Genomic DNA, 25,764 nt, shown 5'->3' with positions numbered 1-25,764 from the left:
TATAAAGAGAGAACTAGCTTGATAAAATAGTATGATAGACGTAAAAAAGAACTCATACGAAAGTATGAGTTCTTCACAATTACTTTTCCTCCTCTTTATGACTCAGTATGCCTTTGCTTCCTTTTGCTTCAAAATGAGTATACGCTTTCTCTGCTAGTTTGATACGTTCTTCTGGTAAGGCTACATATTTCATAATATTTTCTATTATTTTTTCATACGGAGTAAACACAATTCCTGGCCACTCTATCTCGTCCTCTGGATTGCTATTTTCCGAAATAATAAATTTCTTATTTGCCACTGCATAAGAAACTCGAGGTGTTTCCAGAATGCCCGATAAGTAAAAGTGAATATTTAATATAATTTTAGACCTAGCAATTAACTCATTTCTGACAATTCCCCACGCATTATTTTTAAAAACAATATTTAAATGCGGGGCAATCGCTTTTAATTGATCAAAAATAGCTTGCCGCCTCGGGTTAAGAGCACCTATAAACAGTATATCAATGTCTTCAGTTATCCCATCTTCAAATGCATCCCTTTTTATTTCTAAAGTTGGAGCATAGTTCATTTCCACATGTTTTATCTCTTTTCCTACTCCTTTTTGTTTTAACCATTCTATATTTTGTTTGCTATAATCCCAAATTTCCTTATCTTTTAATAACATTAAATAAAGGGGATGCGCATAAGGACTTCCTTCATATAGCTGTTCTAAATTATAAATAATTGCATTTTTCGGAATTAGATTCGGGTTATGTGCATATGTATGCGCTCCGAAAACAATTGTATTTTTCACATTTTCTAGTATTGTTTCAGATATAATTGCTGTATTTCCCTCCTGCTCCAATCGCCATTTCAAAGATCGCGCGACATCTATAAAACTACCATACGTCTTTGGGCATATAAAAAGACAATAATCATATTCTTTATTCAAATAAGCTTCCATAAGTCTTAAATTATTTTTATATAAATCCACATCTGGATATTTAAGTAAAAGCTCACTTGCATGTTTTTTTGCTACTTTATACATTCCAGCATAATAAGCAGCAATGCACCTTCTTAATTCAATTTTTTGCCGATGCTCATCTGCTACGTCCATGTCTAAAAGAAGATTTGCGATACAATACGCTTTTAAATGATCACGATCATAATAATAATCTAGTAGTGGCATCAATTCTTCATACGTATTTCCATGCACAGATTCCCCTAGTTCTAGCGCCCATCGTATTAATTCCATTATTACTCCACTACTCCTTTAACCGAAAATGTATTTAATAAAATTTCGCATTACTTTCAACCATATTTGCTATATGCAACGGTAGCTCTTCTTTTTTCGATTCCAAAAATTTTTGTGATACTGCACCTAAATGTTTTTTATGTGGTATATAAAATGCACTTATAGAAATTTCATAGTCAAATAAGTAATCATACACATGATAATCTACAAATAGAAGATCATTATTCGGAAAAGGAATTTCCTTCCCTTGCAGGGCATACATCAAAGCAATATTATTTTGAGATTTTAATCGATACATTCTTGCCAGTTGGTATAATGGCTCAGCCCGAGTTGGTCTATATTCCCACGCTTTTTGAAAATAAAGAATAGCTAATGCTGTATATTGCTCTTCTTGCGCCTTAGCATTTTCTTTTTCCTCTGCTTCTGTTACTTCATGTTGTTTATTTGCTGCATTGTTTGCTAATTGTTCATAACAAAATCCTATTCGCAGCAACGAATAGAACACCTCTTCAACCCATCCTCCTGCCTCCACTCGTTTTTTATACCATTTAATCGAATCTTCAAATTGCCTTAAATGAAAATAAGTTTGGGCTAAATAAAATAAATATCTTATATGCAAATCTGGCGTTGTTTCTGGATCACTCAAACCTTGTAACAATAACCTCTCGTCTCTCTCAAATTTATCAGCTTTACTACCACCATCCCCAGGATCGTTAACGACAAGCGTCTCTAACCTAGCTACCCTTGTATTGTAATTCGCACCAACTTTAGAACGGTCTATATCCCAATACTCATGAGTAACACCGACAGATTTCCATGGTAAAGAAGCTTTCAAAAGGCGTGTAAGCCAATACTTAATGTGAATATCATATTGCAATGTAAGATAATGGTCTTCCGCTAAACTAGTCTTATCAAACCCCGGATCAACTTCTAATATCATATCTGCATCTAATATTAATAAATAATCTGCTTCTGGATATGTTTGTTGCGCCAATGAAACTGCTAAACTTCTGTTATAACCAAAGTTATTAAATGGTTCATGATGAACTGTTCCAGGGATATCATTTTCTTTGCACCAATTTTCAATAATTTCAGGTGTACTATCAGTTGATCCCGTATCACAAATAGAAACAAAATCTACAATTGATTTTGTAGCATTTAAACATCTTTCCATAATTCTAGACTCGTTCTTAACAATCATACAAAGACATAACTTTTTTTCTTCCCCTGCATTCTTCACTTTCTCATTTCCCATTTAACCACCTCATATTTTATTAACACGCTCTTTTCATATGTAACACCATTTCATAGCTACACTGATGACATAATCATCCTTTTACTATTTATGAAAACTTCATTTTATTTATTCTTATTTTTATATTGGGACATCTTTCATGCTTCACTATATATTTGATACAATCAGTACAAAATGAACATACAGTACTTAATATGGAAAGTCGTATAATTCATAGTTTAAGAGGGAGGGTTATTTTGTTGGATTACATTTGGCTAGATGATAAATCACCAATTTTAGAACAACTACCAAGCAAATTTAAGTCTGCTGCTATATTACTTCATCCTTTTGTCCAAATGCCTTTAGGGTGGGAAAACTCAGTAAGAAAAAAACCTTACGAGCACATATATCCAAGTGCTGAAGAAATCATTCAAAATGGGAAATCCGTTTCTTGGAAGGAAATGATGTCTTATAGTGGACTAAATTCATACACAGAACTAGCAATAGCCATGTTAACTTCCATTAATGCCTTTTCAGAAGAATATAAAAGAGATGACTTAGCTAAAAAGCTACATTCAAAATTTAAACAAGACCTTTATTATCCAACGGAAGATTATACATCTATATTTTTATTACAGAATTTACTAAAACTCCTTGGTTCGAAAGGTGCAAAAAATCTATATTTCTCTGAACCAATCTTTGATACAAACGAATCATTACAGATAAATGATACAACCCCTTTAAATATTTGGGACCTTTTCTGTAGTGAGTTCATTATTACTGATGAAAACATGGATTATGCATTCATGAGTATGTTTGATTCCTTTACAACTTTTTTATTAGCGAAAGACGAAAATATAGAACACATTGTTCAATCAATACATATTGAAGCCATCATATGCGATAAAAAAACAATGATTGATTGGTATTTATAAATTAGAAATTTCTTACACTATAAAAAAAAGAAACTTGCGCCTTTGCACAAGTTTCTTTTCAAAATTATTTCCTATTTTTTCACAACTTCATGTCCACCGAACTGATTACGAAGAGCTGAAACTACTTTTCCGTGGAATGTATCATCTTCTTGAGAACGGTAGCGCATAAATAATGACATTGCGATTACTGGTGCTGCCGCTTGAAGTTCAAGTGCGGTTTCCACAGTCCATTTCCCTTCTCCTGAAGAGTTCATTACACCTTTAATACCATCTAGTTTCGGATCATCTGCAAATGCCTTTTCAGTTAAGTCCATTAACCAACCGCGGATAACCGATCCGTTTGCCCATACTTTTGCAACATCTTCATAATTGAAGTCAAAATCACTTTTATCTAACACTTCAAATCCTTCAGCGATTGCTTGCATCATTCCGTATTCAATACCGTTATGAACCATTTTTAAGAAATGACCACTTCCGACGCGGCCTGCATAAGAATACCCATTCTCTACTGCTAAATCTTTAAATAAAGGTTCTAATTGATCGTAAATTTCTTTTTCTCCACCAACCATTAAGCAAGCACCGTATCTTGCTCCTTCTACACCGCCTGATGTACCGATATCTATGTAATGTAAACCAAAGCTTTTCGCTTCTTCAGCACGGCGTAACGTATCTTTATAGAATGAATTTCCGCCTTCAATAACGATATCGCCTTCCTCTAATAATGGATATACATCTTTTAATACTGACTCAACAACTTCCCCCGCAGGTACCATTACCCAAATTGTACGAGGAGCTTCTAGTTCAGCGATCATTTCTTTTAATGTATAACGAGCAGTATTCCCTAAAGCCCCAGCCTTTTCAACAAGCTCTTTATTTACGTCATATACAACAACTTCATGTTTGTCTTCATATAAGTGTTCCGCTAATGGGAATCCCATTTTTCCTAATCCAATTAAACCTAGTTTCATATTAATCAATCTCCCATTCTATAAAAATATATTTAATAACGAAATAAGTCCAAGTGCTACAACAGATAATATTGTCTCCATTGCCGTCCATGTTAATAATGTTTCTTTCACAGTCATCCCGAAATATTCTTTAATCATCCAAAATCCAGAATCATTTACATGTGATAAAATTAATGACCCTGCACCTGTTGCAAGTGCTAATAGTTCTACATTTACACCTGGTGTACTTGCTGCAATTGGTGCTACAATTCCAGCCGCTGTCATCATAGAAACTGTAGCAGATCCAGTCGCAATTCGGATAAGTGCCGCAATTCCCCAGGCTAATAATATTGGTGAAATATGAGATTCTTTCGCCATTTCTGCAATTGTCGTTCCAATTCCAGAATCTAATAATACTTTATTAAATGCGCCGCCTGCACCAATAACTAACAGTATGTTCGCAATAGGCCCAAGGCAATCATTTGTAAATTGTAATACTTTATCTTTTGAGAAACCTTTTCCATAACCAAGACTAAAGAAAGAGTATACCGTTGCAATTAATAAGGCGACTATTGGATCTCCAATAAAATGCAATACTTGTGCAAGTTGACTTGTTTTGTTTAGCGCTACTTCCGCAATCGATGCACCTAGCATTAGAAATACTGGAAGTAAAATTGTAAACAATGTATTTCCGAAACTAGGAAGCTCCTTCTTCTTATCTCTTTCAATAAATTGTTCCGCTATTTCTAATGGTACTTCTTTATGTATACGAGCACCAATCCATTTCCCGTAAAGCGGACCTGAAATGATTGCCGTTGGAAGTCCGACGATTAAAGCATATAAAATTGTCTTCCCTACATCTGCTTTAAAAATACCTACTGCTGCCATCGCTGCTGGATGCGGTGGAACGAGTCCGTGTACAACAGATAAACCTGCTACTAGTGGTATACCAATTGTAATAAGTGATACCCCTGTTTCTAACGCAATTGTAAATACTAATGGAATTAATAGTACAAATCCAACCTGGAAAAACACTGGAATGCCTACTAAAAATGCAACGAACATCATTGCCCAGTGAACACGTTTCTTCCCAAAACGATCAATTAATGTGTTAGCAATTCGTTCAGCACCGCCAGATTCGGCCATCATTTTCCCAAGCATTGTTCCTAATGCTAATACTATCGCTAAAAACCCTAACGTATTACCAAGCCCTAGTTTAATAGAATCAATAATCCCTGGATCTTTTGATGAAGTTCCAATCAACGGCATTCCCATTGCTAGTCCTACACCAATTGCTGTTAAAATTAACGCGACAAACGGATGCCATTTTACTATTGTAATAAGTAAAAGTAGTATGACAACTGCCGCTAGTACGATTCCAACTACCATTTCTCCCCATCCCCCTATTGTTTACGTTGGAAAGCAGCTATACAATCAAATTCTTCTTTCAAGCGATTGTAAAGTCGTTCATACATATAAAACATTTCTAAATATATAGCCGTATTTTCTTTATTCGGTACATGATGATGAACGATATCAATCCAATGCTTTACCTCTTCAAGAGAATCAATTTTTCCTACAGCATATAAAGCAACTGCTGCTGCCCCAAGCGCAGATGCTTCATGACTTTCAGGAACAAGCAATTCTTTTCCCATCATATCGGATAACATTTGTCTCCAAAATGCAGATTTCGCAAAGCCTCCTGAAACACGTATTTCAGTAAGTGGACCTGTACAATCTCTGATTGCGAGTGCAACAGAATATACGCTCATACAAACACCTTCCATGACTGCACGTATAAAATGTTCTCGTTTATGCTGAAGATTTATTCCAAAGAATGTACCACGAGCATTTGCATTCCAGTACGGTGCACGCTCTCCAGATAGAAACGGTAAAAATAGCAATCCACCCGCTCCAGCTGGTACACTTTCCGCATATTTAATTAATAAATCATACGGATCAATGCCAAGTTTCTTTGCTACTTCTTGCTCCGGGCTACCAAATTCATCACGTAACCATCTCAGTAATATTCCGCCGTTATTCGTTGGCCCACCAATCACCCAGTGCTCGTCTGTTAATGCGTAACAAAATGTTCTACCTTTTTCATCTGTATTAACACTAGATGAAATTGTTCGAACTGCACCACTTGTTCCTATCGTAATTGCAGCTGAACCAGGAGATATTGCCCCAACTCCTACATTCGCAAGAACACCATCACTTGCACCAATAACAACTGGAGTATCTTCACGAATCCCCATCTTTTGTGCTAATTCTGGTTTCATACCCGATAAAATATATGTAGTTGGCACAGGTGTTGATAACTTTTCTGATGACATATGTAACATCGTTAAAACATCTTCATCCCAGTTTAATGTTTCTAAATTAAATAACCCAGTAGCTGATGCTATTGAATAATCCACTACGTAACGTGAAAATAATTGATAAATAACATACTCTTTAATGGAAATAAATTTATATGTGCTCGCATATAATTCTGGCTCTTCCTCTTTCATCCACAATAATTTAGAAAGTGGCGACATCGGATGAATTGGTGTACCCGTTCTTCTATAAATGTCATGACCATTCATATGTTGTAATAATTTTTCTGACTGTTTCGTACTTCGATTATCTGCCCAAATAATAGAGCGCGTTAACGGCGCACCGTTTTCATCTACTGCAATTAATGCGTGCATTGCAGTACTAATACCAATTGAAGAAATATCTTCCGGTAACACGTTACCCTTTTCGATGGCAACGCTTACAGTTTTATATACAGCAGCACATATTACATCAGGATCTTGCTCAGCCCATCCGACGTTCGGCTGAATAATTGGATAATCAACTGCATGTGATGCAACGACTTTTCCTTTTTCTGTGAACACAACCGTTTTTGTACTTGTGGTACCGATATCAATCCCGATTACTCTCCCCCTTGTTTCCATGCGAATCTTCCCTTCATTTCTAGCAAAATACGATTTAGTAAACCGTTTACATGAATTAGTATATAAAATATTTTTTCTTAAATCAAGTTTTAAAAAGAAAATTTTTTTCATCGCAAAAAAATAAATCCCCTCATTCCATTTCACTACATACTAAATTTAGATTTTCTCCGCGTTAAATTTGCGTTATATTCGCTATGCAACACACTCTTTTTCTTTCATTAACAACACATAGAGAGTCCTTCCATACGTTCTATTCATTTGCATGAAAAAGGAGTTGTACAGCAACTACCTCTGCAATGGAAATTTTTTTTGCACTTTGCTCGTTTTTATTGTATTAAGTTCACTCGTCTTTTTATCTTAATAGTCTTAGAGCGTGTATCCTACTATCACTTTATTAACTTGTAAATATATGTTCCATAATATACAATCTAATAGTATTTATATTTTTCAGAAAAATAAAACAATATTATAAAATTTATTGTATAATATTGTAAAAAGATGTCGGAGGGATTTAATGTTACATAAAATATCTCAATTCACAATTAAGCTTTCATCCATTGTTTTATCACTGTTACTCTTATTAAATTTACCTTATTTATTTATTACTCAACAAGGATTTACCTTTCAACCAATTTATTTTTTTGACCAGATCGTTACTATGTTAAAACAGGTTTTCTCCCCTGAATCCTTGTTGGTTATAGGATCAGATCCAAAATATGGTCATTTAAAAACAACACCATTATTTCCAACTGTTTTAGAACCTTATCTATATTCATTTACTATATTATTTTTAGCCTTTTTGCTTGCGCTCTTTTTATCATCTAGCATGGCATTTTTTTATTTTTTAGCAAAAGATTATATAAAAAAATGGATAAACCGAATAGTGTTCATATTAGAAGCTGTCCCTGATATGATGATGATGATTTGTTTGCAAATATTTTTCATATGGGTACTTCAGAAATTCGGAGAAGCTCCTTTCACCATTATTTCCTATAATGAAAATCGAGCTTATTTACTCCCCATTTTATCTTTATCTGTTTTACCTACATTACAAATGTTTCGAATGATGGTGTTATACATAAAAGAAGAACATGGAAAACATTACGTAGAGGTTGCATATGGTAAAGGCCTTTCATCAAGTTATATACTTTGTATTCATTTATTCAAAAATATATCTATCCACTTCTTCCACCATTTAAAAACGATTTTTGTTTTCTTACTGTCTAACTTATTCATTTTAGAATTCGTTTTTAATATGCAAGGCATTATTCAATTTTTATTTAAAAAGGCGTTTATTTCACCACCAGCTGCATTTATCATACTTGTCATGATTATTTTACCGTTTTACGCCATTTTTCAAATCATCTCTTTCATGATGAATAGATGGCAAAAGCAATTGAAAGGAGCAGCTTTATGAGATCTATTTGGAAATCAAAACGCTTTTTAATCGGCTTTACTTATTTATTCATACTTGTTTCAGCTAGTTTTATTTATAGTTGGTTCTTTAAAGATACCATCCCAAAAGCTCCCCAGTTACTTTACAATGACAATAACGAATTGCTTGGAAAGGCTCCCTTTCCACCATCATTAATACCGCCTTTTGGATCGGATCGTTTTGGAGAGTCTGTTTTCTTACAAATTATAGAAGGCGCAAAGTTCACCATTTTATTAGCAGTGGTAATAAGCTTCTTTCGAATTTTATTCGGAACATGTATAGGAATACTCTTAAGTTTATACGCTTCAAAATTCAAGAGATTTTTCCAGGCATGCTCAGAAGTTTTTTACTATATTCCTACTTTATTTATCGCATTTATACTTATCACACCCGTTAATATTGTAATCGTATCAAATGCTGATAGATTAGATCCAAATATTTCATTTGCGTTTTATCAAGTACTCGTACTTATATTCGTCGCTCTGCCTACACTTTCTTTATATATATCCTCAGAGGTTGATGAATTTATGAAACAAGATTACATTTTAAGTTCTCAATTACTAGGGGCTAGCCGTTTTCATATTATCAAAAAACACTTACGAGTCTTATTACTTGATCGCTTATTTGTGTTATTCATGGAACATATTGTCCAAGCGCTCATACTCGTTATCCATTTAGCGTTGCTTGATATTATAATTGGCGGGATCCAAATGCGGGAACTCTATGATGGAGCGCTCAAACCTGTTTCTCTATCTAATGATTGGGCTGGTCTTATTGGATTAAATCGTTATGAAATGAATCTTTCGTGGTGGATTATTTTTTATTCTCTCGCTTCATTCTTTATTACGATTCTATTTATTAAGCTTATGACAATCGGGATTCAAGATGCACTGAAAGCAAGAGATTCGCAAGTTGTAGCAATTCAAACCGTTCCAGATCATAAGAAATTTGTTAAAAGTAAAGATTCTTTTTCGTTTGCAGATAAGGTGAACCTTTAATCATCTCTCATGAATCTGCATTGATAAAAAAACTGATCCCTGTTGAATGCAGGGATCAGTTTTTTTCTGCCGTCTAATTTTATTACATATCTTTAGCTAGACTCATGCTTTTTATATTTAAAGTGGATTATTTACAATCACAATTATGCTGTTTAAAATCGATTACCATACGTCCTTGAATTCTACCTTGTTCCATTCCTTCGAATACATTTTGTACTTTATCTAGAGAACATGTTTGAACGACCGGCACTACTTTTCCTTCTGCACCGAACATGAACGCCTCTTCTAAGTCTTTACGAGTACCGACTAGAGAACCAACGACTTCAATTCCATCTAGTACAAGTCGCGGGATGTTTAAATCCATCGTTTCTACTGGTAAACCTACTGCAACGACTTTACCACAAGCGCGTACTGCGTCAACTGCTGAGTTAAATGCTACTTTAGAAACAGCTGTTACTACAGCAGCATAAGCACCACCAAACTCATCTTGAACTATCTTATCAGCAGGACCTTGAGAAATTGGATTGATAGTCATATCAGCACCAACCTCTTTTGCTAAGGCTAATTTATCGTCATTAATATCTACTGCAATTACCTTTGCACCAAATACGTTTTTAGCATATTGGATAGCTAGGTTACCTAATCCACCACAACCATAAATGACGATAGGTTGACCAGGTTTAATGTCTGATACTTTTATCGCTTTATATGTAGTTACGCCCGCACATGTGATTGATGATGCTTGGGCAGGATCTAATCCTTCTGGTACTTTCACCGCATAATCTGCTGTAACAATACATTGTTCTGCCATACCACCATCTACTGAATAACCAGCATTTTTAACTTCACGGCAAAATGTTTCTCTACCAGTTACGCAATATTCACATCGCCCACAAGATTGGAACATCCATGCGATACTTACACGGTCACCTATCTTTAGTGAAGTAACATCATCCGCAAGTTTCGTAACAATACCTACACCCTCATGACCAAGAATGCGGCCATCTGTGTTTCCGAAATCATGATTTGCAACGTGTAAATCAGTATGACAAACTCCACAATACTCTACATCTACTAGCGCTTCACCTGAGTGTAACGGACGTAATTCTTTTTCAATAACTTCAATGTTCGCTTTACTATTTTTATTTACTACTACTGCTTTCATATGTGATCTCCCCTTTAGTGTTTTAGAGTTTTAATGAGTTCATCTCACAACTTCTACCTGCACTGTTTTGGCCAATTATTGCACCAAATTTAAATGTTCAATCATCATTACACGTTCATCATAACATTTAATTTTAAAAGCTTATTGTTAAATATTGAACAATATTTGAATTATTAACCAAAAATTTATTTGAAGAAAAAACTGAAATTACATCTATGTATATAGTTTATTAGAGCTCTACGCGGGAATATAAGACTCCATTAATACAGATTTTTCAAAACAGTAAACTCTATAGTCATCAAATTTTAATAACAGAATACTGACCAATATAAAAAGCCCTTCATCTGAAGGACTTTTTATATTCGTTTCATCGAAATTGTTTCACGTATACTTTGTAAATTTTGCAACGTTTCTTCTTGACGCTGTAACGATAACCCAACGTATAAAGTATCTAATAAACTTAACTGTGCTAATCTTGATGAACTGGCTTCTGTGCGGAATTCCGTCTCACGTGTTGAAGTATATAATGTAATATCAGCAAGTTGACTTAATGCAGATTTCTGATAGCTCGTAATTGCAATAATGTGAGCTCCCCTTGCTTTCGCTACTTCTAACGCTTCTAGTAACCCTTTATTGCTACCAGAATGAGAAATTGCAATAACCACTGCTTCTTTCGTAAGTAAACCCGCACCCATAATTTGAAAATGGGAATCTGTATGAGCAATACAAGAAATACCCGTTCTCATAAATTTATGATATGCATCCATCGCAATAATACCAGAACCACCATTTCCATAAAACTCAATACGGCTTGTATCTTGCAATACTTTTACAGCTTTCTCTAGTGCTGTATCGTTTAGCAAATGTAAAGTATCTTGCAGTCCTGTAATATGCGAATGAAAAACTTTTTTAGCAACAGTTATCATACTATCTTCCGCAGATACTTCTTCATGAATATTTTGCATAGGAGTATGTACAATTTCACGAGCTAATGTAATCTTTAAATCTTGAAACCCTTGAAACCCAAGGTGCTTACATAAGCGGAATATCGTAGCTTCAGAACTATGCGTAACTTCAGCTAATTCTGTAATAGATTTATGTACAACATCTTGTGGATGTTTCAATATATGTTCGGCAATACTTCGCAATTTCGGTGATAAACCGTTTAACGAAGCCTGAATCTTTCCAATCCCACTTCTTGTACCCGGCATAGCATATCTTCCCCTTCCATCGTAGCTTTATTGTACCTAATTATCGAAAGAAGAAAAACCTTTATTTGGCACTACTAAAAATTGAAGTTTTAATCAGCGAGAGTTTTGTACATCTCCCACTGATTGTTAGCCCGCAAATAGCGGGCTAACTCTATACACTTCTATATATTCTGCCATAACATGGTACACCATTATTCATACTTACGATTCCCCTCATGCTTCACCGCATATAATGCAGCTTGTGTACGATCATCTACTTCCAATTTAGCTAAAACATTTGAAACGTGTGTTTTCACAGTTTGTTCTGTAATATGAAGCTCTGCTGCAATTTCTTTATTACTTCGCCCTTTTGCAATTTCACGAAGTACTTCTTGCTCTCTTTTCGTTAAAATGGAAAAAGGATTTTCTTTTTCTTTCTTAACTGCTGACCGTCCCAAGAGTGCTGGTGTTACTTTCGGATGAAAATTCGCATTCCCTTCATGTACTGCGATAATTGAAGCTACAAGTTGCTCAGGTTGTACTTCTTTTAATTGATAACCATCCGCTCCAGCTTCCAATGCTGGTAAAACATAATCTTGCTCTGAAAAACTGCTTAGTATAAGTATCTTGATCGTTTCATCATATTTTTTTATCCGTTTTGTTGCTTCAATACCATCCATCTTCGGCATTGATAAATCCATTAATACTACATCTGGTCTTTCCGTTCGGACGAATGTTAATGCCTCTTCACCATTTTCCACTTCCCCAACTATTTCAAATTCTTCTCTCGTTTTCAAAAAGAATACAAGTCCTCTTCGGACAATATGATGATCCTCAACTAACAGTAATTTAATCTTCAAGCTTCTTCCCCCCTTCAAACTGGCAATTGAATTTCAATTTTCGTACCTTTTTTCAGCTCTGTTTTTATTTGAAATGATCCCCTCATTAACTGAATACGTTCCTTCATACTTTTTAAACCGAGCGCTGACTCTCTTACGTGATCTTGTATAAATCCTATTCCGTTATCTTCTATGTAAAAATACAACTGATTATTTTCTATTTTTAAAAGAACATTTACCTTTTCACATGAAGCGTGTTTTTTACAATTATGTATAGCTTCCTGGCTAATACGCCATAAAACTTCTTCTATTTCATCTCCAATTGAAACCATTCCATCAATTCGAACTTCCACGTGAATCCCTAACAACTTTCCGTAATTTTTAATCGCCTCTGCTAAACCTTTCTCTAATCCTTCTGGTCTTAATTGCCAAATTAAAAGTGTCATTTCTTGTAATGCTTCCTGTGATAGTTCTCCAATATAACTCAACATCTCTTGCAAGTCTCTATCTTGTGTCATGTTTAGAGTACCTTTTGCTGTTAGCATAATAGAAAATAACAATTGTTTTACTGAATCATGTAAATCACGAGCTAATCGATTTCTTTCAGCTACTACTACATATTTACGTTCTTTCTCTACTAACTGAATACGTTGTATTGTCGTTCCTATTTGAAATGCAATCGATTCTAATAATGCTAATTCTTCCTCCGAAAAATGTGTTTTTTGAGGCGAGGCCACATTTAATAGACCAAATTTCTCCAATCCAGACCTAAGAGGAATTGTCGCATGATGCGTTACATCTTCGGTCTCTCCCCAATTACATTCAATCGCATCCTCAATTCGCTTACATTCAATAATATTTGTCGCTTTTTCCAATCTGCCATTCACAAAACGCTCTACACACCAGCAGTCCCCTTCACACATTGGCTTCTTCTCTTGCCACGTAAGAGCTGGCGGTAACTTTTCATCTACAAGCATTCGGTGCTTTCCACTTTCATCAATAAAAAAGATCCACCCTGTTTGCAAATTCATAACTTGTAACAATGTATGTAACACTTTTTCTAACATGTCTTGTAAGTCTGTTGCTTCATTTAATAATTCTGCAATTGCTTTTAATGCTTCTAAACGATGCATCTCTTTTTCTTCAAAATTCATTTTCATCACCATCTACCATTATAACATTAAGAAATTTCTAAATTCTACAAATTAAAAAGAACTGAATTCCTTCAGTTCTTTCTTTATATTGATTATTTTATTATTGTTTTTCTATCCAATTATTCTACTTTAGCTGTCCGATACAGATTGTCCACCATGGTTATACTGTAAACTCTCAGTAGTAACGAACATATTTGCTGATGGCATTTGCACTTGATTCTTATGGAACATAGACATTAATTCAAATCTTACTTGTCTCGAAATTTCAAAATAATCTTCTGGCTTTATTAAGCCTGTAATACAAAATTCATATCCAACGTATTTAAGATTTGGATTTAAATCTGTAACACCAACGTATTTAAACGGTTCCACAGCTTCATCTTCTACTTTATAAAGGTTTGTTGCGAATTTTTCATTGCAGTTCACACAAACTTCTTCTAACAATTCCTTAACTCTTGTAGGATCTTCCTGATAACTTACCGTAATCCGTTCAATTACGCGCATCCATCCTTTATTAAAATTTTGTATCGTTCTAATCTCTCCGTGTGGTATCGTAAGAAGTTTTCCTGACCATTCACGAATTTGCATAAAACGAATACTAATTTCCTCAATTGTTCCTGAGTTTGTTCCGTTAAAAGTAACAAAATCGCCAACACGAAACTCTTTGTCCGCTAATCGTGCAAAGCCTAATATAACATCTTTTAACATCTGCTGTGCAGCAAAACCGATAACAACTCCCGCTATCCCTGCACCTGCAATGATACTTTTTATATCTACAAACTGGCTAATTAAATAAATGATTAGACTGATGATAATGATATATCTAAAAATAGATCGAATCACACTTTGAATCGTTTGCTCTACCTCTTCATCAAAAAAGCTTGATTTCCTAAAAAACCAATCAATAATGCGGTTAATTACAAAAGAGATAATGATTAAAACTAAAGCAAATAGTAAAAATCTTAAAAGTAAAAACTCTCTTACATAATTAAAAAATTCTTCCGTATACGTTAATACGCTCATTCATCCACACCCTTAACTAATGAAAATTTCATGAAAAACTAGTTTATTGTTTTCATTTTTGATTTCCTTAAAACTTGTTACACATTCTTCTTTAAATATACCCTTTTTCATCACCTAAAGGGAGCTGACAATTGAAATTTTATTAAATGTAGTTTTTTTATCCCAACACTCCCCGATACAAAAAGGGGAATATTAACACAACGCCGAATAGTTCATTTAAAAACATTCTGACTCTCGGAGGTTACTAATAATGGGATATATCGAAGAGCTAAGAGAAGTTATCGGATCGAGACCACTCAATCTAGCAGGAGTTGCTGTAGCTATTTTCAATGAACAAGGACAAATATTACTTCAACAAAGACGAAATGGTATTTGGGGTGTCCCTGGTGGATTCGTTGAACTCGGTGAATCAACAGAAGAAGCCGGAAGACGAGAAGTGCTTGAAGAAACAGGGATTGAAATAGGAACCTTACAATTAATAAGCGTATTTTCTGGAAAAGAATTTTTTGTGAAATTACCGAACGGAGATGAATTTTATCCTATCACAATCGCATATCTTTGCAAAGACATTACAGGCGGCAAATTAAAAGCTGATGCGTTCGAATCATTAGATGTACAATTTTTTGATTTAAATGCGTTACCAGAAAAAATAAGTCCGTTTATAAAAAAACTAATCGAACAAAATATCGTTTCTATTTAAACGTAAAAAAGAGACCTTTTTTAAAGGCCTCTTTTTTTACTTCACTTCTGCGTTTAAACAAGATTGAAAATGTCCTAGTGCATATTCATGTCCTTGCGCATTAAAAGATGCAACCGCCTTTTCAAATACTACAATTTTAAATCCTTTATTATAAGCGTCTACGGCTGTGTGAAGAACACAAATATCAGTACAAACCCCTACAAGATGTACTTCTTCTATTCCTCTTTCTCGTAACTTCATCTCTAAATCTGTTCCTGCAAATGCACTATATCGCGTTTTACCCATGTAATATACATTCTCTGCATTTTTATATGTTTCGTACACATCCTGTAATTCACCAAATAAATCTCTTCCATTTGTACCAGCTATGTTATGAGGTGGGAATAATTTTGATTCTGGATGATATATATCGTTTTCTTCATGTTTATCGATCGCAAAGACAACATAATCTCCATTTTCAATATATTCTTTCGTTATATGGACAATTTTCTTCTCAATTTCTTGTCCTGGTTTCCCGCATGTTAAAGCACCTTTTTCAGCTACAAAATCATATGTATAATCAATATTAATAAGAGCTCGTTTCATAACTACTATCTCCCCTTCTTCTGTTTCACAGTAAACAATAGAAAATTTGTTATTACGACATCATATGTACTATTCGACATTTCAAATAAAATACCTACATTTTTCATGTAAAACTTACCTTAATCCGAGTTTATCATATACTAGATAAATAATGGTAAAACAAATAGCTCCTATTAACAAGTCGTGAATTTGATAGTCAAGCGTAATTTTAGTCACCTCTTGGATCGTAAACGAAATGACTGACATCGTTAAAATAATCAAAACGATACGAAGACACCGACTCACATCATCAGCCTCTTTCTCTGTCATAGTAGAAACAATTGATTTCTTCCTACTTAATCGTATTAGAAAACGAAACAAGTTATTCACTATTACATCCGCTAGTCCAAACAAAAAAGCACACTACTTTTTGAGTAATGTGCTTTTTATCCTTACTTAAGACGCAGGTTTTGTTTCAAATGTTACTTGATTTAAACTAATAACCTTTCCTTTTGGGTCATTGTTTTCATACTGAACTGCAGTAATCGTATGAATACCAGTCTCAAGTGTCTTTTCTTTTAATTGTACTGTTGTCTGTGTTGTACTAGTTACTTGATGTTTATCTGCATACACTTGATCTACAAATATAAATGTTTCTTTATCATTTTGAAAATTAGAAAGCTCTAATTCAACATGTTGAATTAAAGTATCCTTTTTAATGAATACAGCTGGTATATTGCCATTTTCAGAAGTACCATCTGGTGTAATAACTTTTACTTTTCCTTCACCAACTGGCACTGCTCCTTTAGGAAATACAACTATATTCTCATTACTTGCGTTTACAACTCGTTCTTCCTGCTTTGATTGCGCATTCTCTTTTTCTTGTGGAGCACCGCAACCAGCTAATAACAATACAGACAATCCAGTGATTATGAATTTTTTCAAAATTCATCCCCCCTGTCATTTCATTATAATTTATTATACAAAAATAACTTTTTAATTTTAAGACTATTTTCAACACTTTCATGAACAAATAGAATATCGCTCACGATTAATGTATCATACTTTCCTTAATAGAACATTAATTTTTTTTATGAAATAAATAGTAATTCCCTCTTATCTATCATTTTAGCCCAACAAATGAATTACATACCTGTCCAAAATAAAAAGACATTGTTCATTCAATGTCTTTTTATTTTAAGCTTTAAAAAATAAATGTTGTAATCTCATCTACTTCTTTTCTTGGAAGTTTCTTTGGCTTATCTTTCGGAAAACCGAGAGAAATAACCATGTTTATTTGTTTTTCAGGCTCAATTTGTAAATATTGTCGTAGTTCATCTTGAGCTAACAATACCGGTCCTGTCATTGGACAAGTACCAAGTCCTTTGGCATGTGCAGCCAACATTAAGTTTTGTGCTGCTAAACAGCTACTCTTAATTCCTTCTTCTTCCCAAACTGAATCTGGAACAAAAGCAATTGGATCAAATATCTTTTCGCGAAATTTTGATTCATATGGTGTTGCCAAACACACGATTAGTACTGGTGCCTCTGAGAAAGCTGTTGCATATGGTCCGAAAGAACGGGTAAGTAATTTACCTGCTTTCTCTTCTCCGTTTTCAGTGGCTTTTGCCGCAAGTTTATGTAATGCATCCCAAGTCATTTGCTCAATTTCTTTAATTTTCTCTCGGTTCATAATGACTAAGAACTCCCAAGTTTGTGAGTTCGTATCACTCGGTGCATAACGAGCACAATCAATAATTTCTTTTATATCACTAATGGATACTTCTTGTTCTGTGAACTTCCTAACACTTCGTCTACCGTGAATTACTTCTTTAAAATCTTCATAATTCATACATTAAATCCCCTTTTTACAGCGTTTTCAAATCTTGTCCTATGTTTGAATTATATCATGAAAAAAAGCTGGAGGAATACCAGCTTTTTTCTCCAATATTAGTTCGTAACTTTAAACAAGCTAATACTTTCTTCATATGCAACTTGGAGTTTTTTCGTAATTGTTCCTCTTTCGCCGGTACCAAACTGTTCATCACCAATTTGAACAACTGGGAATATTTCAAGCGGTGTCGCTGTAAAGAAGCACTCATCAGCCTCATATACTTCTTGTAGTGAAAACTCTCTTTCTTCTACTTCAATATGTAACTCTTTCGCTAATGAAATAACATAGTGACGTGTAATGCCATGTAAAATGAAATTGTCAGCTGGATGTGTAATCAATTTATTATTTTTCACCATAAAGAAATTTGAATGACAGCCTTCTGTTACAATTCCATCACGTACTAATATCGCTTCTTGATATCCTTGTTCGTTTATTTTATTTTTAATCATAATATTAGGTAGCAAATTTAAAGATTTTATATGGCAAAACTTCCAACGTATATCCTCTTCTACAGTAACTTTTATTCCTCGTTCCATAGCAGCAATTGGCCTTGGAAACGAAACAATATTTGCAAAATAAGTTGGTTGCATATTTGACTCATAAACATGATTACGTGCTTGAGCACCTCTTGATATTTGCAAATATACATTCCCATCTTCTTGAAATTGATTTTTTTCAATCATTTCATGTAACTCTTCCACTAACTCTTCCTTAGTAAACGGTGGAATTAGTTGTATTTCTTCCATAGAATTAAAGAATCGTTCCAAATGTAAATCTAACAAATGTGGCTTCCCATTATATAGCCTAAATACCTCATATATACCATCACCAAATTGAAAGCCTCTCTCCTCTAATGGAATCATCGGCTGTTCTTCCTTCGTATTTACAATTCTTCCGTTAAACAAAATCCAATCTTTATGAGTAGCTTTCATTTATTCCCACTCCTTTATTCCATGATTGATTTAATTGTACAACTTATCCATGATCAAAAGAAGGAATTTTCTGTATTTTTATAAATAAAAAAGTACATCACCCATTTAAAGTGATGTACCGGGCCATTCTTCTACTTCAGAAAATATTTTTCAATATCATCTAACATAAGATTTGCAGCTACAATACCACCTGCTGTATTCCAAATCACTTCATCTACTTGGAATACTTTATTATCTTTAGAAGCTTGTAACTGTTTAAAGAGCGGATCTTCTGTCCATTCTTTTGCTAACGTGTTTCCTTCATTATTCTTATCCCCATCTTTATCAGATGTGAAATAGAATAAATAGTCCCCGTCCATATTTGGAATTTGCTCTTTTGTAATTCCTTTTATCGCAAATTCATCTTTATCTTGTAGTGGTGGTCGTTTAAACCCAATATCATTTAACACAACGCCTGAGAATGAATTTTTTTGATAAATACGAACATCACCTGGGACGAAGCGAATAATGGAAACTTTAGAGTTAACTTTATCTCCTAATTGTTCTTTTATTGATGTAATACGTTTTTTATAATCATTAAGAGCATTTTGCCCTTCTTTTTCTTTATTTACAGCTTTTGTATAAAGCGTAAAGTTTTCTTTCCAATCACCGCGCAATGTTTCAGCATATACAGTTGGCGCGATTTCTTTTAACTGCTCATATATTTTTTCGTGACGCATTTTATTTCCGATAATTAAATCTGGCTGAAGCTTCATTACTGCCTCTAAATTAATGTCACGCTCAGTTCCTACTACTTTCGTATCTTTTAACTCTTTCGCTAAATGAGGATACCATTCATCACCAGCTCTTGGTTTTGTCGTTCCAACTGGCGTTACTCCAACAGTTAAAAGTGCCTCAGCACCTTCATTTGTTAAAACGACAACTCTTTTTGGCGTACCATTTACTGTCGTTTCGCCCATTGCATGTTTTATCGTATATGAATCTTTGGCTTTAGCTGATGTACCTTTATCTTTCTTCTCTTCTTCTTTACTGCACCCTACAATTATGACCATTAGTAACATAACGCAAAGCATAAGAATATTTTTAGTGCGTGTCATAAATCCTCCTAGTTGAAAATGATTTTCAATTACATTTACAAGACTAATGTATATATCATACATTGTCAATACATATATCAGAAAACTTTTTCAATATATATAATTTAGACCTCATTTTTATTCAAACTATTACTTATTTGTTATCCATATTTTTTAACCGTAACATATGAAAAAGAAACGGACATAAGAAAGTAATTATAATTCCAGTCAGCACATAACGTAAATAATACATATCAGGTATTAATTTTTTTAGTATAAGCTGTATCATGAACAAGAAACTAAGACCTAATACCGTTTTTACCACTTGTATTTTAAAATTATTATTTTCATTCATTTTAATAAAATGATTCTCTAAAATGATACCAATCGTAGAACCTGTCAAAACTCCAAGTAATTTTAAATGATCTATTTGATCTGCCATAAAATACATAATAAGTGAAACAGCCAATACAATTTGTTGTAACAATATGAATCTCTTATCACTTAACCTCGCTGTTACTTTCGTATATAAATAAACAACGATAACACTAATTAAAACGGCACCCATTATATCACTGAGCCAATGTACACGTAAATATAAACGAGAGGTAGCAACCAATATAATAAAAACAATACCAACGATCCAAATGATTCTCTTTTTACATAAAATCATGAATGAGCTCCAAAACGTTGCAGCCAACTGGACGTGTGTACTTGGAAAAGAATAACCTGCGGCTGATTTTTCATATAAAGCTTGAACTCCATCGTATGTATACGGCCTTGGAATTTTCATACACTCCTTTACCATTATCCCTACATAGCCAGAGAAACAAAGCATAACAATCATATGAAATGCTTTTCTTTTAGAAACGCACCAATATAAAATTGAAATAATAACTAAATACAGCGTTTCATTTGCAATACTAGATACAAGTTTTAAAAATGTTGTGAGTACACTTCCCTCCAAACTTGTCATCCATTCAAGAAATAAAATATCAATATTAGACATACAAAAACGATACCTCCTAAAAAAATTCCATTCCGCTATTAGTCAGCACTTAAGATATACTTGTTGATTAGCATTTCAAATTTATACACCTACTCACTTTATAGATTAAGAATATATAGTACCACATACTAATAACAGGTAATACGTTAAATCCTCTAATCATTTTTATAAATTTTGATGAAATTTTGAGCTTTATATACAAAACCATTACAAGTACAAATAAAAAAACCGCCTTATGTAAGACGGTTTCTATCATTTTGCTTTAACCAATTTAAAATAAATATATACGATTGATAGTGAATATAACGTATGCAAAATAAAAGAAATAAAAGGGCTATTCCAGTGCTACTATACAGCAAGCCGAACTTTAAAAAAATATTTAAAAGCGGCGGAAAGTTTGTTATGTTTTGTAATGTAATAAGCATACAAAATAAAAGGAAAAACACAGGGGCATATTGTAATTCATACGGCTTTCTCTTCTTATTCATTCTTTTCCGAATGAAAATATGAATTAGCTCTGCTACTAAAAAACACCCTCCAATTAATACAAGACCAGAAGTCATCGTCATACATCCACCTGCCTTATATTTATCCCGCATAACTACTCATCGTTATATTTTCTTCACATATATTCCGTCTTCCACATTAAATCCAAAGCTCTCTATGAAAGATCTCGCTTGTTCTGTTAATTCCGTTTGTAATACTTTTATCCCTTTCACATTTCTTTCTTTCATCATCGTTTCAAATGTGAAATACGTATTTGTCCCATAACCGTAACTTTGATAATCAAAGTGAATAATTAACTGAGATAAAATCGCACTCTCCTCTTGTACACTATAGTCTATTACACCGATATATGTATCATCAACTTTCACACAATACTGTACTTGATGCTCAGTTAAACTATGTGAGCGAAACATTTCTTTAACAACGTTTTCATTTTCTACAGTTACTTTTTCAAACGTAATCATATGTTGTCCATCCTTTTACTATTATTGTATCAATAATACGTCCTATTTATGAAAAAAACCTTAAGACCATATGCGATCTTAAGGTTTTTCTTATTAAACTAAGCTATACGCACGTTTCGTTTCTTCGTGGAACTTATTCGTATCGTATTTATGCTCAACATAAATTTGATGCCATACCATAAACGCAAGTACAGTCCAAATTTTACGGCTATAATCGCCTTTATCTGCACAATGTGCTTCCAGTAAGTTTAATACATACTGTTTGTCGATTAAATGATCTGTTTTACTCTCATTTATAATATTGATAGCCCAATCATGCATTTCGTCTTTTAACCAGTGACGAATTGGTACTGGGAATCCAAGTTTTTTACGATCTAATACGTGATCTGGAACGATTCCGCGTGCTGCTTCACGTAAAATAGCTTTCGTAGTTCCGTTAGCAATCTTAAATTCGGTTGGAATTTTAGATGCAACATCGAATACTTCTTTATCTAAGAATGGTACACGAAGTTCTAATGAGTTTGCCATTGTCATTTTATCAGCTTTTAATAAAATGTCACCGCGTAACCATGTGAACATGTCAATGTACTGCATTTTACTTACATCATCATAATCTTTAATCTCGTTATACAATGGTTTCGTGATATCCATATAGTTAACACTTTCATTGTAATACTTCATTAATTCAGCTTTCTCTTCTTCACGGAAGATTTTCGCGTTTCCATAGTAACGCTCTTCAATTGGCGTACATCCACGCTCTAGGAAGCTCTTTCCTTTAAACCCTTCTTTAAGAGCACCACTTAATGCTTTTAGAACGCTCTTACCTGGGCTAGGAATGTAAGAGAACATTTTCAGTGAGTTTGGCTCACGATAAATGTTATAACCACCAAATAGCTCGTCTGCCCCTTCACCTGAAAGTACAACTGTTACATGTTTACGCGCTTCTTTTGCAACGAAGTACAATGGTACAGCTGCTGGATCTGCTAAAGGATCGTCCATATGCCAAATGATTTTTGGGAACTCATCCATAAACTCTTTCGCTGAAATGAATACGTTATGGTTTTTAACGCCTAATTTCTCAGCAGTTTCTTTTGCAACATCAACTTCACTGAAACCACGTTGCTCAAAACCAACAGAGAATGTTAAAAGATTTGGATTCATTTCTCTTGCGATAGATGCGATGATAGATGAATCGATACCACCAGATAAGAATGAACCTACTGGTACATCACTGCGCATATGCACTTTTACTGAATCATATAACACATCACGAATTGCTTGGATATGTTCTTCTTTCGTTGCACTTGAAGCATTGAAATAAGGTTTCCAGTAACGATGGATTTCCATCTCTTTACCGATTTCTTTTACGAAATAATGACCAGGTTCAATTTTATTAACGTCAATTGTTAATGTTTCTGGCTCTGGACCATATTGGTACGTAAAGTAATGTTGTAGTGACGTTGGATTAACGCCTTTATCTTCCATCACATGCATAATACTTTTCTTCTCAGATGCGAAGAATGTAGTATCACCTTGTTGTGCAATGTATAAAGGTTTAATACCGAAATGATCACGTGCACCGAAAAGTTTCTTCTCTTCACGATCCCAAATCATAAATGCAAACATACCACGAAGATAGTCTACACATTTTTCTTTCATATGTGCATACAATGCAATGATAACTTCTGTATCAGATTGCGTTGCAAACGTTGCACCTTTTTCAAGTAACATTTCACGTAATTCTACATAGTTGTAAATTTCACCATTAAAAATAATTACATATCGATCATTTTCATAAGTTAGCGGCTGATGTCCTGCCTCTAAGTCAATGATACTTAAACGGCGGAAGCCAAATTGTACATGTTCATCACGAAAATATCCTTCGTCATCTGGACCGCGGTGGAAAATCATCGTGTTCATATTTTCAAATTGATGTTTTTCTGCTTCTGAAAACTCTCTAGGGTTTTCACATAAACATCCTACAAAACCACACATACTTCTTACCCTCTTTCAGTTTTCATTCTGTCTCTATACTACTATATCAACCCTATTTATACTAGCATAATCAACTGAATATGGCGACCAAAAACTATAAAAAAATCACTCCATTTCACATTTTTAACAATTTTTTATGAAAACATGAAAATTAGGCAATCACCTTTCTCCGCTTTTGTCATATGATATTGCAAATTGATTTCTAGGAGGGAATAACCATGAGTGAAGAAAAAAAAGACTCTTCTCGCCCACCGGTTCGCAATTATTTAAAGCAAATTGATGATTTCTTCGAGCAAACACCACTTCGCAATGTAATTGCTGATTTAAATCATTTTTTCCAAAAAGGAAACCGTTTATTAACATTCCCTGTAGATTTATATGAAGTTGGTGAAGAACTCGTTGTTACAGCTGAACTACCAGGTATACAAAAAGAACAAATTCAAATTGAAATACAAAGTGAATACTTAAAAGTCTCTGTAAAAGAAGAGATACTTGAAGAGGCTGAAGAAGAAACATCTCATAACTATTATCGCCGAGAACGTTCCGTTTCAGAAGCATCCAGATTGATTAAATTACCATACTCAATTAATAAAAAAGCAGCGAAAGCTTCATATCAAAATGGCGTGTTAGAAATTCGGGCACCAAAACTACCACAACAACATGACATTTTATCCATAGACTAATGTAAAAAAAGAAGGGTGCTTTAATCTGCACCCTTCTTTTTAATCCGCTAATCGCTTCATATCACGTATAATGTCTTCATACGGCGTATTACTAATACCACTATACTTTTTCATTACTTTTCCGTTTTGATCAATTAAATAAAATGATGTGCCATGCATAACTTGACCATTCTCAGGTTTATCTACAAGTGATTGGAAATTATCTTTTGAAAACTTTGTAATATCTTCTAACGAATAACCCGTTAATAAATTCCAGTTACTAGTATCCTCTGTAAACTTTTGAATGAAAGCCTTCAGGTTCTCCGGCTTATCAAGGTCTGGATCAACACTAAACGAAACAAACTGAACGTCTAACTTCTCTTCTTTTGCCATCTTTTGCAGTTTTGCCATATTAGCAGTCATTGGTGGACAAACTGTTTGGCAATTTGTGAACATAAAATCTGCAACCCAAACTTTCCCTTTTAAATCTTTTGTACCAAATGGCTTTCCTTCTTGATTTGTAAATTGGAATGTTTCTAAATCCCAATTCAATGGTTTACGAAGCTTTGAACCTGATCCACTACATCCAGCAAGTACAAAGAGACAAAATACAACCATAAGACCAATTAATTTTTGATAATGCTTCATTAATAAACCTCTTTTCTCTATCCTAAATTTAAATAGGTTATGTTTATCATAACAAAAGTTAACACTACGAGAAAATTGTTTACTACATTTGTTCACGAAATCGTACGAATTTACGTATGTTACTTCTTTATTTCAAGCGAATTACTAGACAAAATATATTTTTTACTATTATTTCTCTAAATAGAAGTTGCAAAACTAAATTTATTGTTACTATTGT

At 33.9% G+C, this 25,764-nt stretch carries 26 protein-coding genes; 5 read left to right on the top strand and 21 right to left on the bottom strand.

Annotated features, from left to right (window positions below):
• Positions 1-79: 79 nt before the first annotated feature.
• Together AC3WTI_RS02180 and AC3WTI_RS02175 are read right to left on the bottom strand one after the other, a co-directional pair.
• Positions 80-1,234 (bottom strand): CgeB family protein, encoded by a 1,155-nt coding sequence (locus tag AC3WTI_RS02180; RefSeq protein WP_097841452.1) that lies wholly within the window; start codon positions 1,232-1,234, stop codon positions 80-82.
• Between the two features lie 34 nt (positions 1,235-1,268).
• Positions 1,269-2,489: a tetratricopeptide repeat-containing glycosyltransferase gene (locus AC3WTI_RS02175; protein WP_097841451.1), complete on the bottom strand. Its 1,221-nt coding sequence runs from the start codon at positions 2,487-2,489 to the stop codon at positions 1,269-1,271.
• 239 nt (positions 2,490-2,728) lie between these two features.
• Between AC3WTI_RS02175 and AC3WTI_RS02170 the strand changes: the two genes are divergently transcribed.
• Positions 2,729-3,403, top strand: a complete 675-nt coding sequence (locus AC3WTI_RS02170; RefSeq protein WP_253621715.1) for a DUF2711 family protein — start codon at positions 2,729-2,731, stop codon at positions 3,401-3,403.
• A gap of 71 nt (positions 3,404-3,474) precedes the next feature.
• Here AC3WTI_RS02170 and gnd read toward each other — a convergent pair whose 3' ends face one another.
• From gnd to gntK, 3 genes are read right to left on the bottom strand one after another with little or no spacing between them, the layout of a single operon-like run.
• Complete coding sequence (gene gnd, locus AC3WTI_RS02165) at positions 3,475-4,371, bottom strand: phosphogluconate dehydrogenase (NAD(+)-dependent, decarboxylating) (RefSeq protein ID WP_253621550.1); 897 nt, start codon at positions 4,369-4,371, stop codon at positions 3,475-3,477.
• Between the two features lie 18 nt (positions 4,372-4,389).
• Positions 4,390-5,739 carry a GntP family permease gene (locus tag AC3WTI_RS02160; RefSeq protein ID WP_087956342.1) on the bottom strand — a complete coding sequence of 450 codons (1,350 nt, stop codon included), beginning with the start codon at positions 5,737-5,739 and terminating at the stop codon, positions 4,390-4,392.
• Between the two features lie 14 nt (positions 5,740-5,753).
• Complete coding sequence (gene gntK, locus AC3WTI_RS02155; RefSeq protein WP_087956341.1) at positions 5,754-7,292, bottom strand: gluconokinase; 1,539 nt, start codon at positions 7,290-7,292, stop codon at positions 5,754-5,756.
• Between the two features lie 514 nt (positions 7,293-7,806).
• Here gntK and AC3WTI_RS02150 point away from each other — a divergent pair.
• A complete protein-coding gene (locus tag AC3WTI_RS02150) occupies positions 7,807-8,709 on the top strand; it encodes an ABC transporter permease subunit (protein WP_087956340.1) in 903 nt (300 codons plus the stop codon).
• Positions 8,706-9,725: an ABC transporter permease gene (locus AC3WTI_RS02145; protein WP_142286516.1), complete on the top strand. Its 1,020-nt coding sequence runs from the start codon at positions 8,706-8,708 to the stop codon at positions 9,723-9,725. Before AC3WTI_RS02150 ends, AC3WTI_RS02145 begins: the two co-directional genes overlap by 4 nt.
• Positions 9,726-9,852: 127 nt before the next feature.
• Here AC3WTI_RS02145 and adhP read toward each other — a convergent pair whose 3' ends face one another.
• The 5 genes from adhP to AC3WTI_RS02120 all read right to left on the bottom strand — a co-directional run bounded on the left by adhP (position 9,853) and on the right by AC3WTI_RS02120 (position 15,096).
• Positions 9,853-10,890 carry an alcohol dehydrogenase AdhP gene (gene adhP, locus AC3WTI_RS02140; RefSeq protein WP_097841448.1) on the bottom strand — a complete coding sequence of 346 codons (1,038 nt, stop codon included), beginning with the start codon at positions 10,888-10,890 and terminating at the stop codon, positions 9,853-9,855.
• Positions 10,891-11,246: 356 nt separating this feature from the next.
• Positions 11,247-12,101: a MurR/RpiR family transcriptional regulator gene (locus AC3WTI_RS02135; RefSeq protein ID WP_087956337.1), complete on the bottom strand. Its 855-nt coding sequence runs from the start codon at positions 12,099-12,101 to the stop codon at positions 11,247-11,249.
• 191 nt (positions 12,102-12,292) lie between these two features.
• Positions 12,293-12,940 (bottom strand): response regulator, encoded by a 648-nt coding sequence (locus tag AC3WTI_RS02130; RefSeq protein WP_097841447.1) that lies wholly within the window; start codon positions 12,938-12,940, stop codon positions 12,293-12,295.
• 14 nt (positions 12,941-12,954) lie between these two features.
• On the bottom strand, positions 12,955-14,073 hold the full coding sequence (casK, locus tag AC3WTI_RS02125; protein WP_087956335.1) for a two-component system sensor histidine kinase CasK: 1,119 nt from the start codon (positions 14,071-14,073) through the stop codon (positions 12,955-12,957).
• Between the two features lie 129 nt (positions 14,074-14,202).
• The gene (locus AC3WTI_RS02120) at positions 14,203-15,096 is read right to left on the bottom strand and encodes a mechanosensitive ion channel family protein (RefSeq protein ID WP_087956334.1); all 894 of its coding nucleotides are present in this window, start codon (positions 15,094-15,096) and stop codon (positions 14,203-14,205) included.
• 250 nt (positions 15,097-15,346) lie between these two features.
• On the opposite strand from AC3WTI_RS02120, the gene AC3WTI_RS02115 reads away from it, so the two are divergent.
• Positions 15,347-15,796, top strand: a complete 450-nt coding sequence (locus tag AC3WTI_RS02115; RefSeq protein ID WP_087956333.1) for an NUDIX hydrolase — start codon at positions 15,347-15,349, stop codon at positions 15,794-15,796.
• A gap of 36 nt (positions 15,797-15,832) precedes the next feature.
• On the opposite strand, the gene AC3WTI_RS02110 is transcribed toward AC3WTI_RS02115, so the two are convergent.
• From AC3WTI_RS02110 to asnB, 10 genes are all read right to left on the bottom strand, one after another.
• On the bottom strand, positions 15,833-16,381 hold the full coding sequence (locus tag AC3WTI_RS02110) for a cysteine hydrolase family protein (protein WP_087956332.1): 549 nt from the start codon (positions 16,379-16,381) through the stop codon (positions 15,833-15,835).
• A gap of 114 nt (positions 16,382-16,495) precedes the next feature.
• Positions 16,496-16,750 carry a hypothetical protein gene (locus AC3WTI_RS02105; RefSeq protein ID WP_253621549.1) on the bottom strand — a complete coding sequence of 85 codons (255 nt, stop codon included), beginning with the start codon at positions 16,748-16,750 and terminating at the stop codon, positions 16,496-16,498.
• Positions 16,751-16,816: 66 nt separating this feature from the next.
• Positions 16,817-17,305 carry a putative periplasmic lipoprotein gene (locus AC3WTI_RS02100; RefSeq protein ID WP_097841446.1) on the bottom strand — a complete coding sequence of 163 codons (489 nt, stop codon included), beginning with the start codon at positions 17,303-17,305 and terminating at the stop codon, positions 16,817-16,819.
• Positions 17,306-17,564: 259 nt separating this feature from the next.
• Positions 17,565-18,212, bottom strand: coding sequence for a nitroreductase family protein (locus AC3WTI_RS02095; RefSeq protein WP_097841445.1), 648 nt, complete (start codon positions 18,210-18,212; stop codon positions 17,565-17,567).
• 98 nt (positions 18,213-18,310) lie between these two features.
• Entirely contained in the window at positions 18,311-19,186 is an 876-nt protein-coding gene (gene dat / locus AC3WTI_RS02090) for a D-amino-acid transaminase (RefSeq protein WP_087956328.1), read from the bottom strand.
• A 131-nt stretch (positions 19,187-19,317) separates the two neighbouring features.
• Complete coding sequence (locus AC3WTI_RS02085) at positions 19,318-20,283, bottom strand: ABC transporter substrate-binding protein (protein WP_087956327.1); 966 nt, start codon at positions 20,281-20,283, stop codon at positions 19,318-19,320.
• Between the two features lie 133 nt (positions 20,284-20,416).
• Positions 20,417-21,271: a phosphatase PAP2 family protein gene (locus tag AC3WTI_RS02080; RefSeq protein WP_097841444.1), complete on the bottom strand. Its 855-nt coding sequence runs from the start codon at positions 21,269-21,271 to the stop codon at positions 20,417-20,419.
• Positions 21,272-21,504: 233 nt separating this feature from the next.
• Positions 21,505-21,834, bottom strand: a complete 330-nt coding sequence (locus AC3WTI_RS02075) for a hypothetical protein (protein WP_087956325.1) — start codon at positions 21,832-21,834, stop codon at positions 21,505-21,507.
• A 48-nt stretch (positions 21,835-21,882) separates the two neighbouring features.
• Positions 21,883-22,242 (bottom strand): GNAT family N-acetyltransferase, encoded by a 360-nt coding sequence (locus AC3WTI_RS02070; protein WP_087956324.1) that lies wholly within the window; start codon positions 22,240-22,242, stop codon positions 21,883-21,885.
• 93 nt (positions 22,243-22,335) lie between these two features.
• Positions 22,336-24,237, bottom strand: coding sequence for an asparagine synthase (glutamine-hydrolyzing) (gene asnB / locus AC3WTI_RS02065; RefSeq protein ID WP_087956323.1), 1,902 nt, complete (start codon positions 24,235-24,237; stop codon positions 22,336-22,338).
• A 218-nt stretch (positions 24,238-24,455) separates the two neighbouring features.
• Here asnB and AC3WTI_RS02060 point away from each other — a divergent pair, with 218 nt between their 5' ends.
• A complete protein-coding gene (locus tag AC3WTI_RS02060; protein ID WP_087956322.1) occupies positions 24,456-24,920 on the top strand; it encodes an Hsp20/alpha crystallin family protein in 465 nt (154 codons plus the stop codon).
• A 39-nt stretch (positions 24,921-24,959) separates the two neighbouring features.
• On the opposite strand, the gene AC3WTI_RS02055 is transcribed toward AC3WTI_RS02060, so the two are convergent.
• Positions 24,960-25,547: an SCO family protein gene (locus AC3WTI_RS02055; RefSeq protein ID WP_087956321.1), complete on the bottom strand. Its 588-nt coding sequence runs from the start codon at positions 25,545-25,547 to the stop codon at positions 24,960-24,962.
• Positions 25,548-25,764: the final 217 nt, after the last annotated feature.

The organism is Bacillus sp. EB106-02-03-XG38 (assembly GCF_058792175.1).
The sequence above is the reverse complement of the archived record's forward strand: the minus strand, read 5'-3'. Positions and strand labels throughout refer to the sequence as shown.

What these genes read in the sequence shown, in the direction of transcription:
- AC3WTI_RS02180 (WP_097841452.1), bottom strand. Translation starts at nt 1,234, where the DNA reads ATGGAATTAATACGATGGGCGCTAGAACTAGGGGAATCTGTGCATGGA.
- AC3WTI_RS02175 (WP_097841451.1), bottom strand. Translation starts at nt 2,489, where the DNA reads ATGGGAAATGAGAAAGTGAAGAATGCAGGGGAAGAAAAAAAGTTATGT.
- gnd (WP_253621550.1), bottom strand. Translation starts at nt 4,371, where the DNA reads ATGAAACTAGGTTTAATTGGATTAGGAAAAATGGGATTCCCATTAGCG.
- AC3WTI_RS02160 (WP_087956342.1), bottom strand. Translation starts at nt 5,739, where the DNA reads ATGGTAGTTGGAATCGTACTAGCGGCAGTTGTCATACTACTTTTACTT.
- gntK (WP_087956341.1), bottom strand. Translation starts at nt 7,292, where the DNA reads ATGGAAACAAGGGGGAGAGTAATCGGGATTGATATCGGTACCACAAGT.
- AC3WTI_RS02150 (WP_087956340.1), top strand. Translation starts at nt 7,807, where the DNA reads ATGTTACATAAAATATCTCAATTCACAATTAAGCTTTCATCCATTGTT.
- AC3WTI_RS02145 (WP_142286516.1), top strand. Translation starts at nt 8,706, where the DNA reads ATGAGATCTATTTGGAAATCAAAACGCTTTTTAATCGGCTTTACTTAT.
- adhP (WP_097841448.1), bottom strand. Translation starts at nt 10,890, where the DNA reads ATGAAAGCAGTAGTAGTAAATAAAAATAGTAAAGCGAACATTGAAGTT.
- AC3WTI_RS02135 (WP_087956337.1), bottom strand. Translation starts at nt 12,101, where the DNA reads ATGCCGGGTACAAGAAGTGGGATTGGAAAGATTCAGGCTTCGTTAAAC.
- casK (WP_087956335.1), bottom strand. Translation starts at nt 14,073, where the DNA reads ATGAATTTTGAAGAAAAAGAGATGCATCGTTTAGAAGCATTAAAAGCA.
- AC3WTI_RS02120 (WP_087956334.1), bottom strand. Translation starts at nt 15,096, where the DNA reads ATGAGCGTATTAACGTATACGGAAGAATTTTTTAATTATGTAAGAGAG.
- AC3WTI_RS02115 (WP_087956333.1), top strand. Translation starts at nt 15,347, where the DNA reads ATGGGATATATCGAAGAGCTAAGAGAAGTTATCGGATCGAGACCACTC.
- AC3WTI_RS02110 (WP_087956332.1), bottom strand. Translation starts at nt 16,381, where the DNA reads ATGAAACGAGCTCTTATTAATATTGATTATACATATGATTTTGTAGCT.
- AC3WTI_RS02095 (WP_097841445.1), bottom strand. Translation starts at nt 18,212, where the DNA reads ATGAATTATGAAGATTTTAAAGAAGTAATTCACGGTAGACGAAGTGTT.
- dat (WP_087956328.1), bottom strand. Translation starts at nt 19,186, where the DNA reads ATGAAAGCTACTCATAAAGATTGGATTTTGTTTAACGGAAGAATTGTA.
- AC3WTI_RS02085 (WP_087956327.1), bottom strand. Translation starts at nt 20,283, where the DNA reads ATGACACGCACTAAAAATATTCTTATGCTTTGCGTTATGTTACTAATG.
- AC3WTI_RS02080 (WP_097841444.1), bottom strand. Translation starts at nt 21,271, where the DNA reads ATGTCTAATATTGATATTTTATTTCTTGAATGGATGACAAGTTTGGAG.
- AC3WTI_RS02075 (WP_087956325.1), bottom strand. Translation starts at nt 21,834, where the DNA reads ATGACTTCTGGTCTTGTATTAATTGGAGGGTGTTTTTTAGTAGCAGAG.
- AC3WTI_RS02070 (WP_087956324.1), bottom strand. Translation starts at nt 22,242, where the DNA reads ATGATTACGTTTGAAAAAGTAACTGTAGAAAATGAAAACGTTGTTAAA.
- asnB (WP_087956323.1), bottom strand. Translation starts at nt 24,237, where the DNA reads ATGTGTGGTTTTGTAGGATGTTTATGTGAAAACCCTAGAGAGTTTTCA.
- AC3WTI_RS02060 (WP_087956322.1), top strand. Translation starts at nt 24,456, where the DNA reads ATGAGTGAAGAAAAAAAAGACTCTTCTCGCCCACCGGTTCGCAATTAT.
- AC3WTI_RS02055 (WP_087956321.1), bottom strand. Translation starts at nt 25,547, where the DNA reads ATGAAGCATTATCAAAAATTAATTGGTCTTATGGTTGTATTTTGTCTC.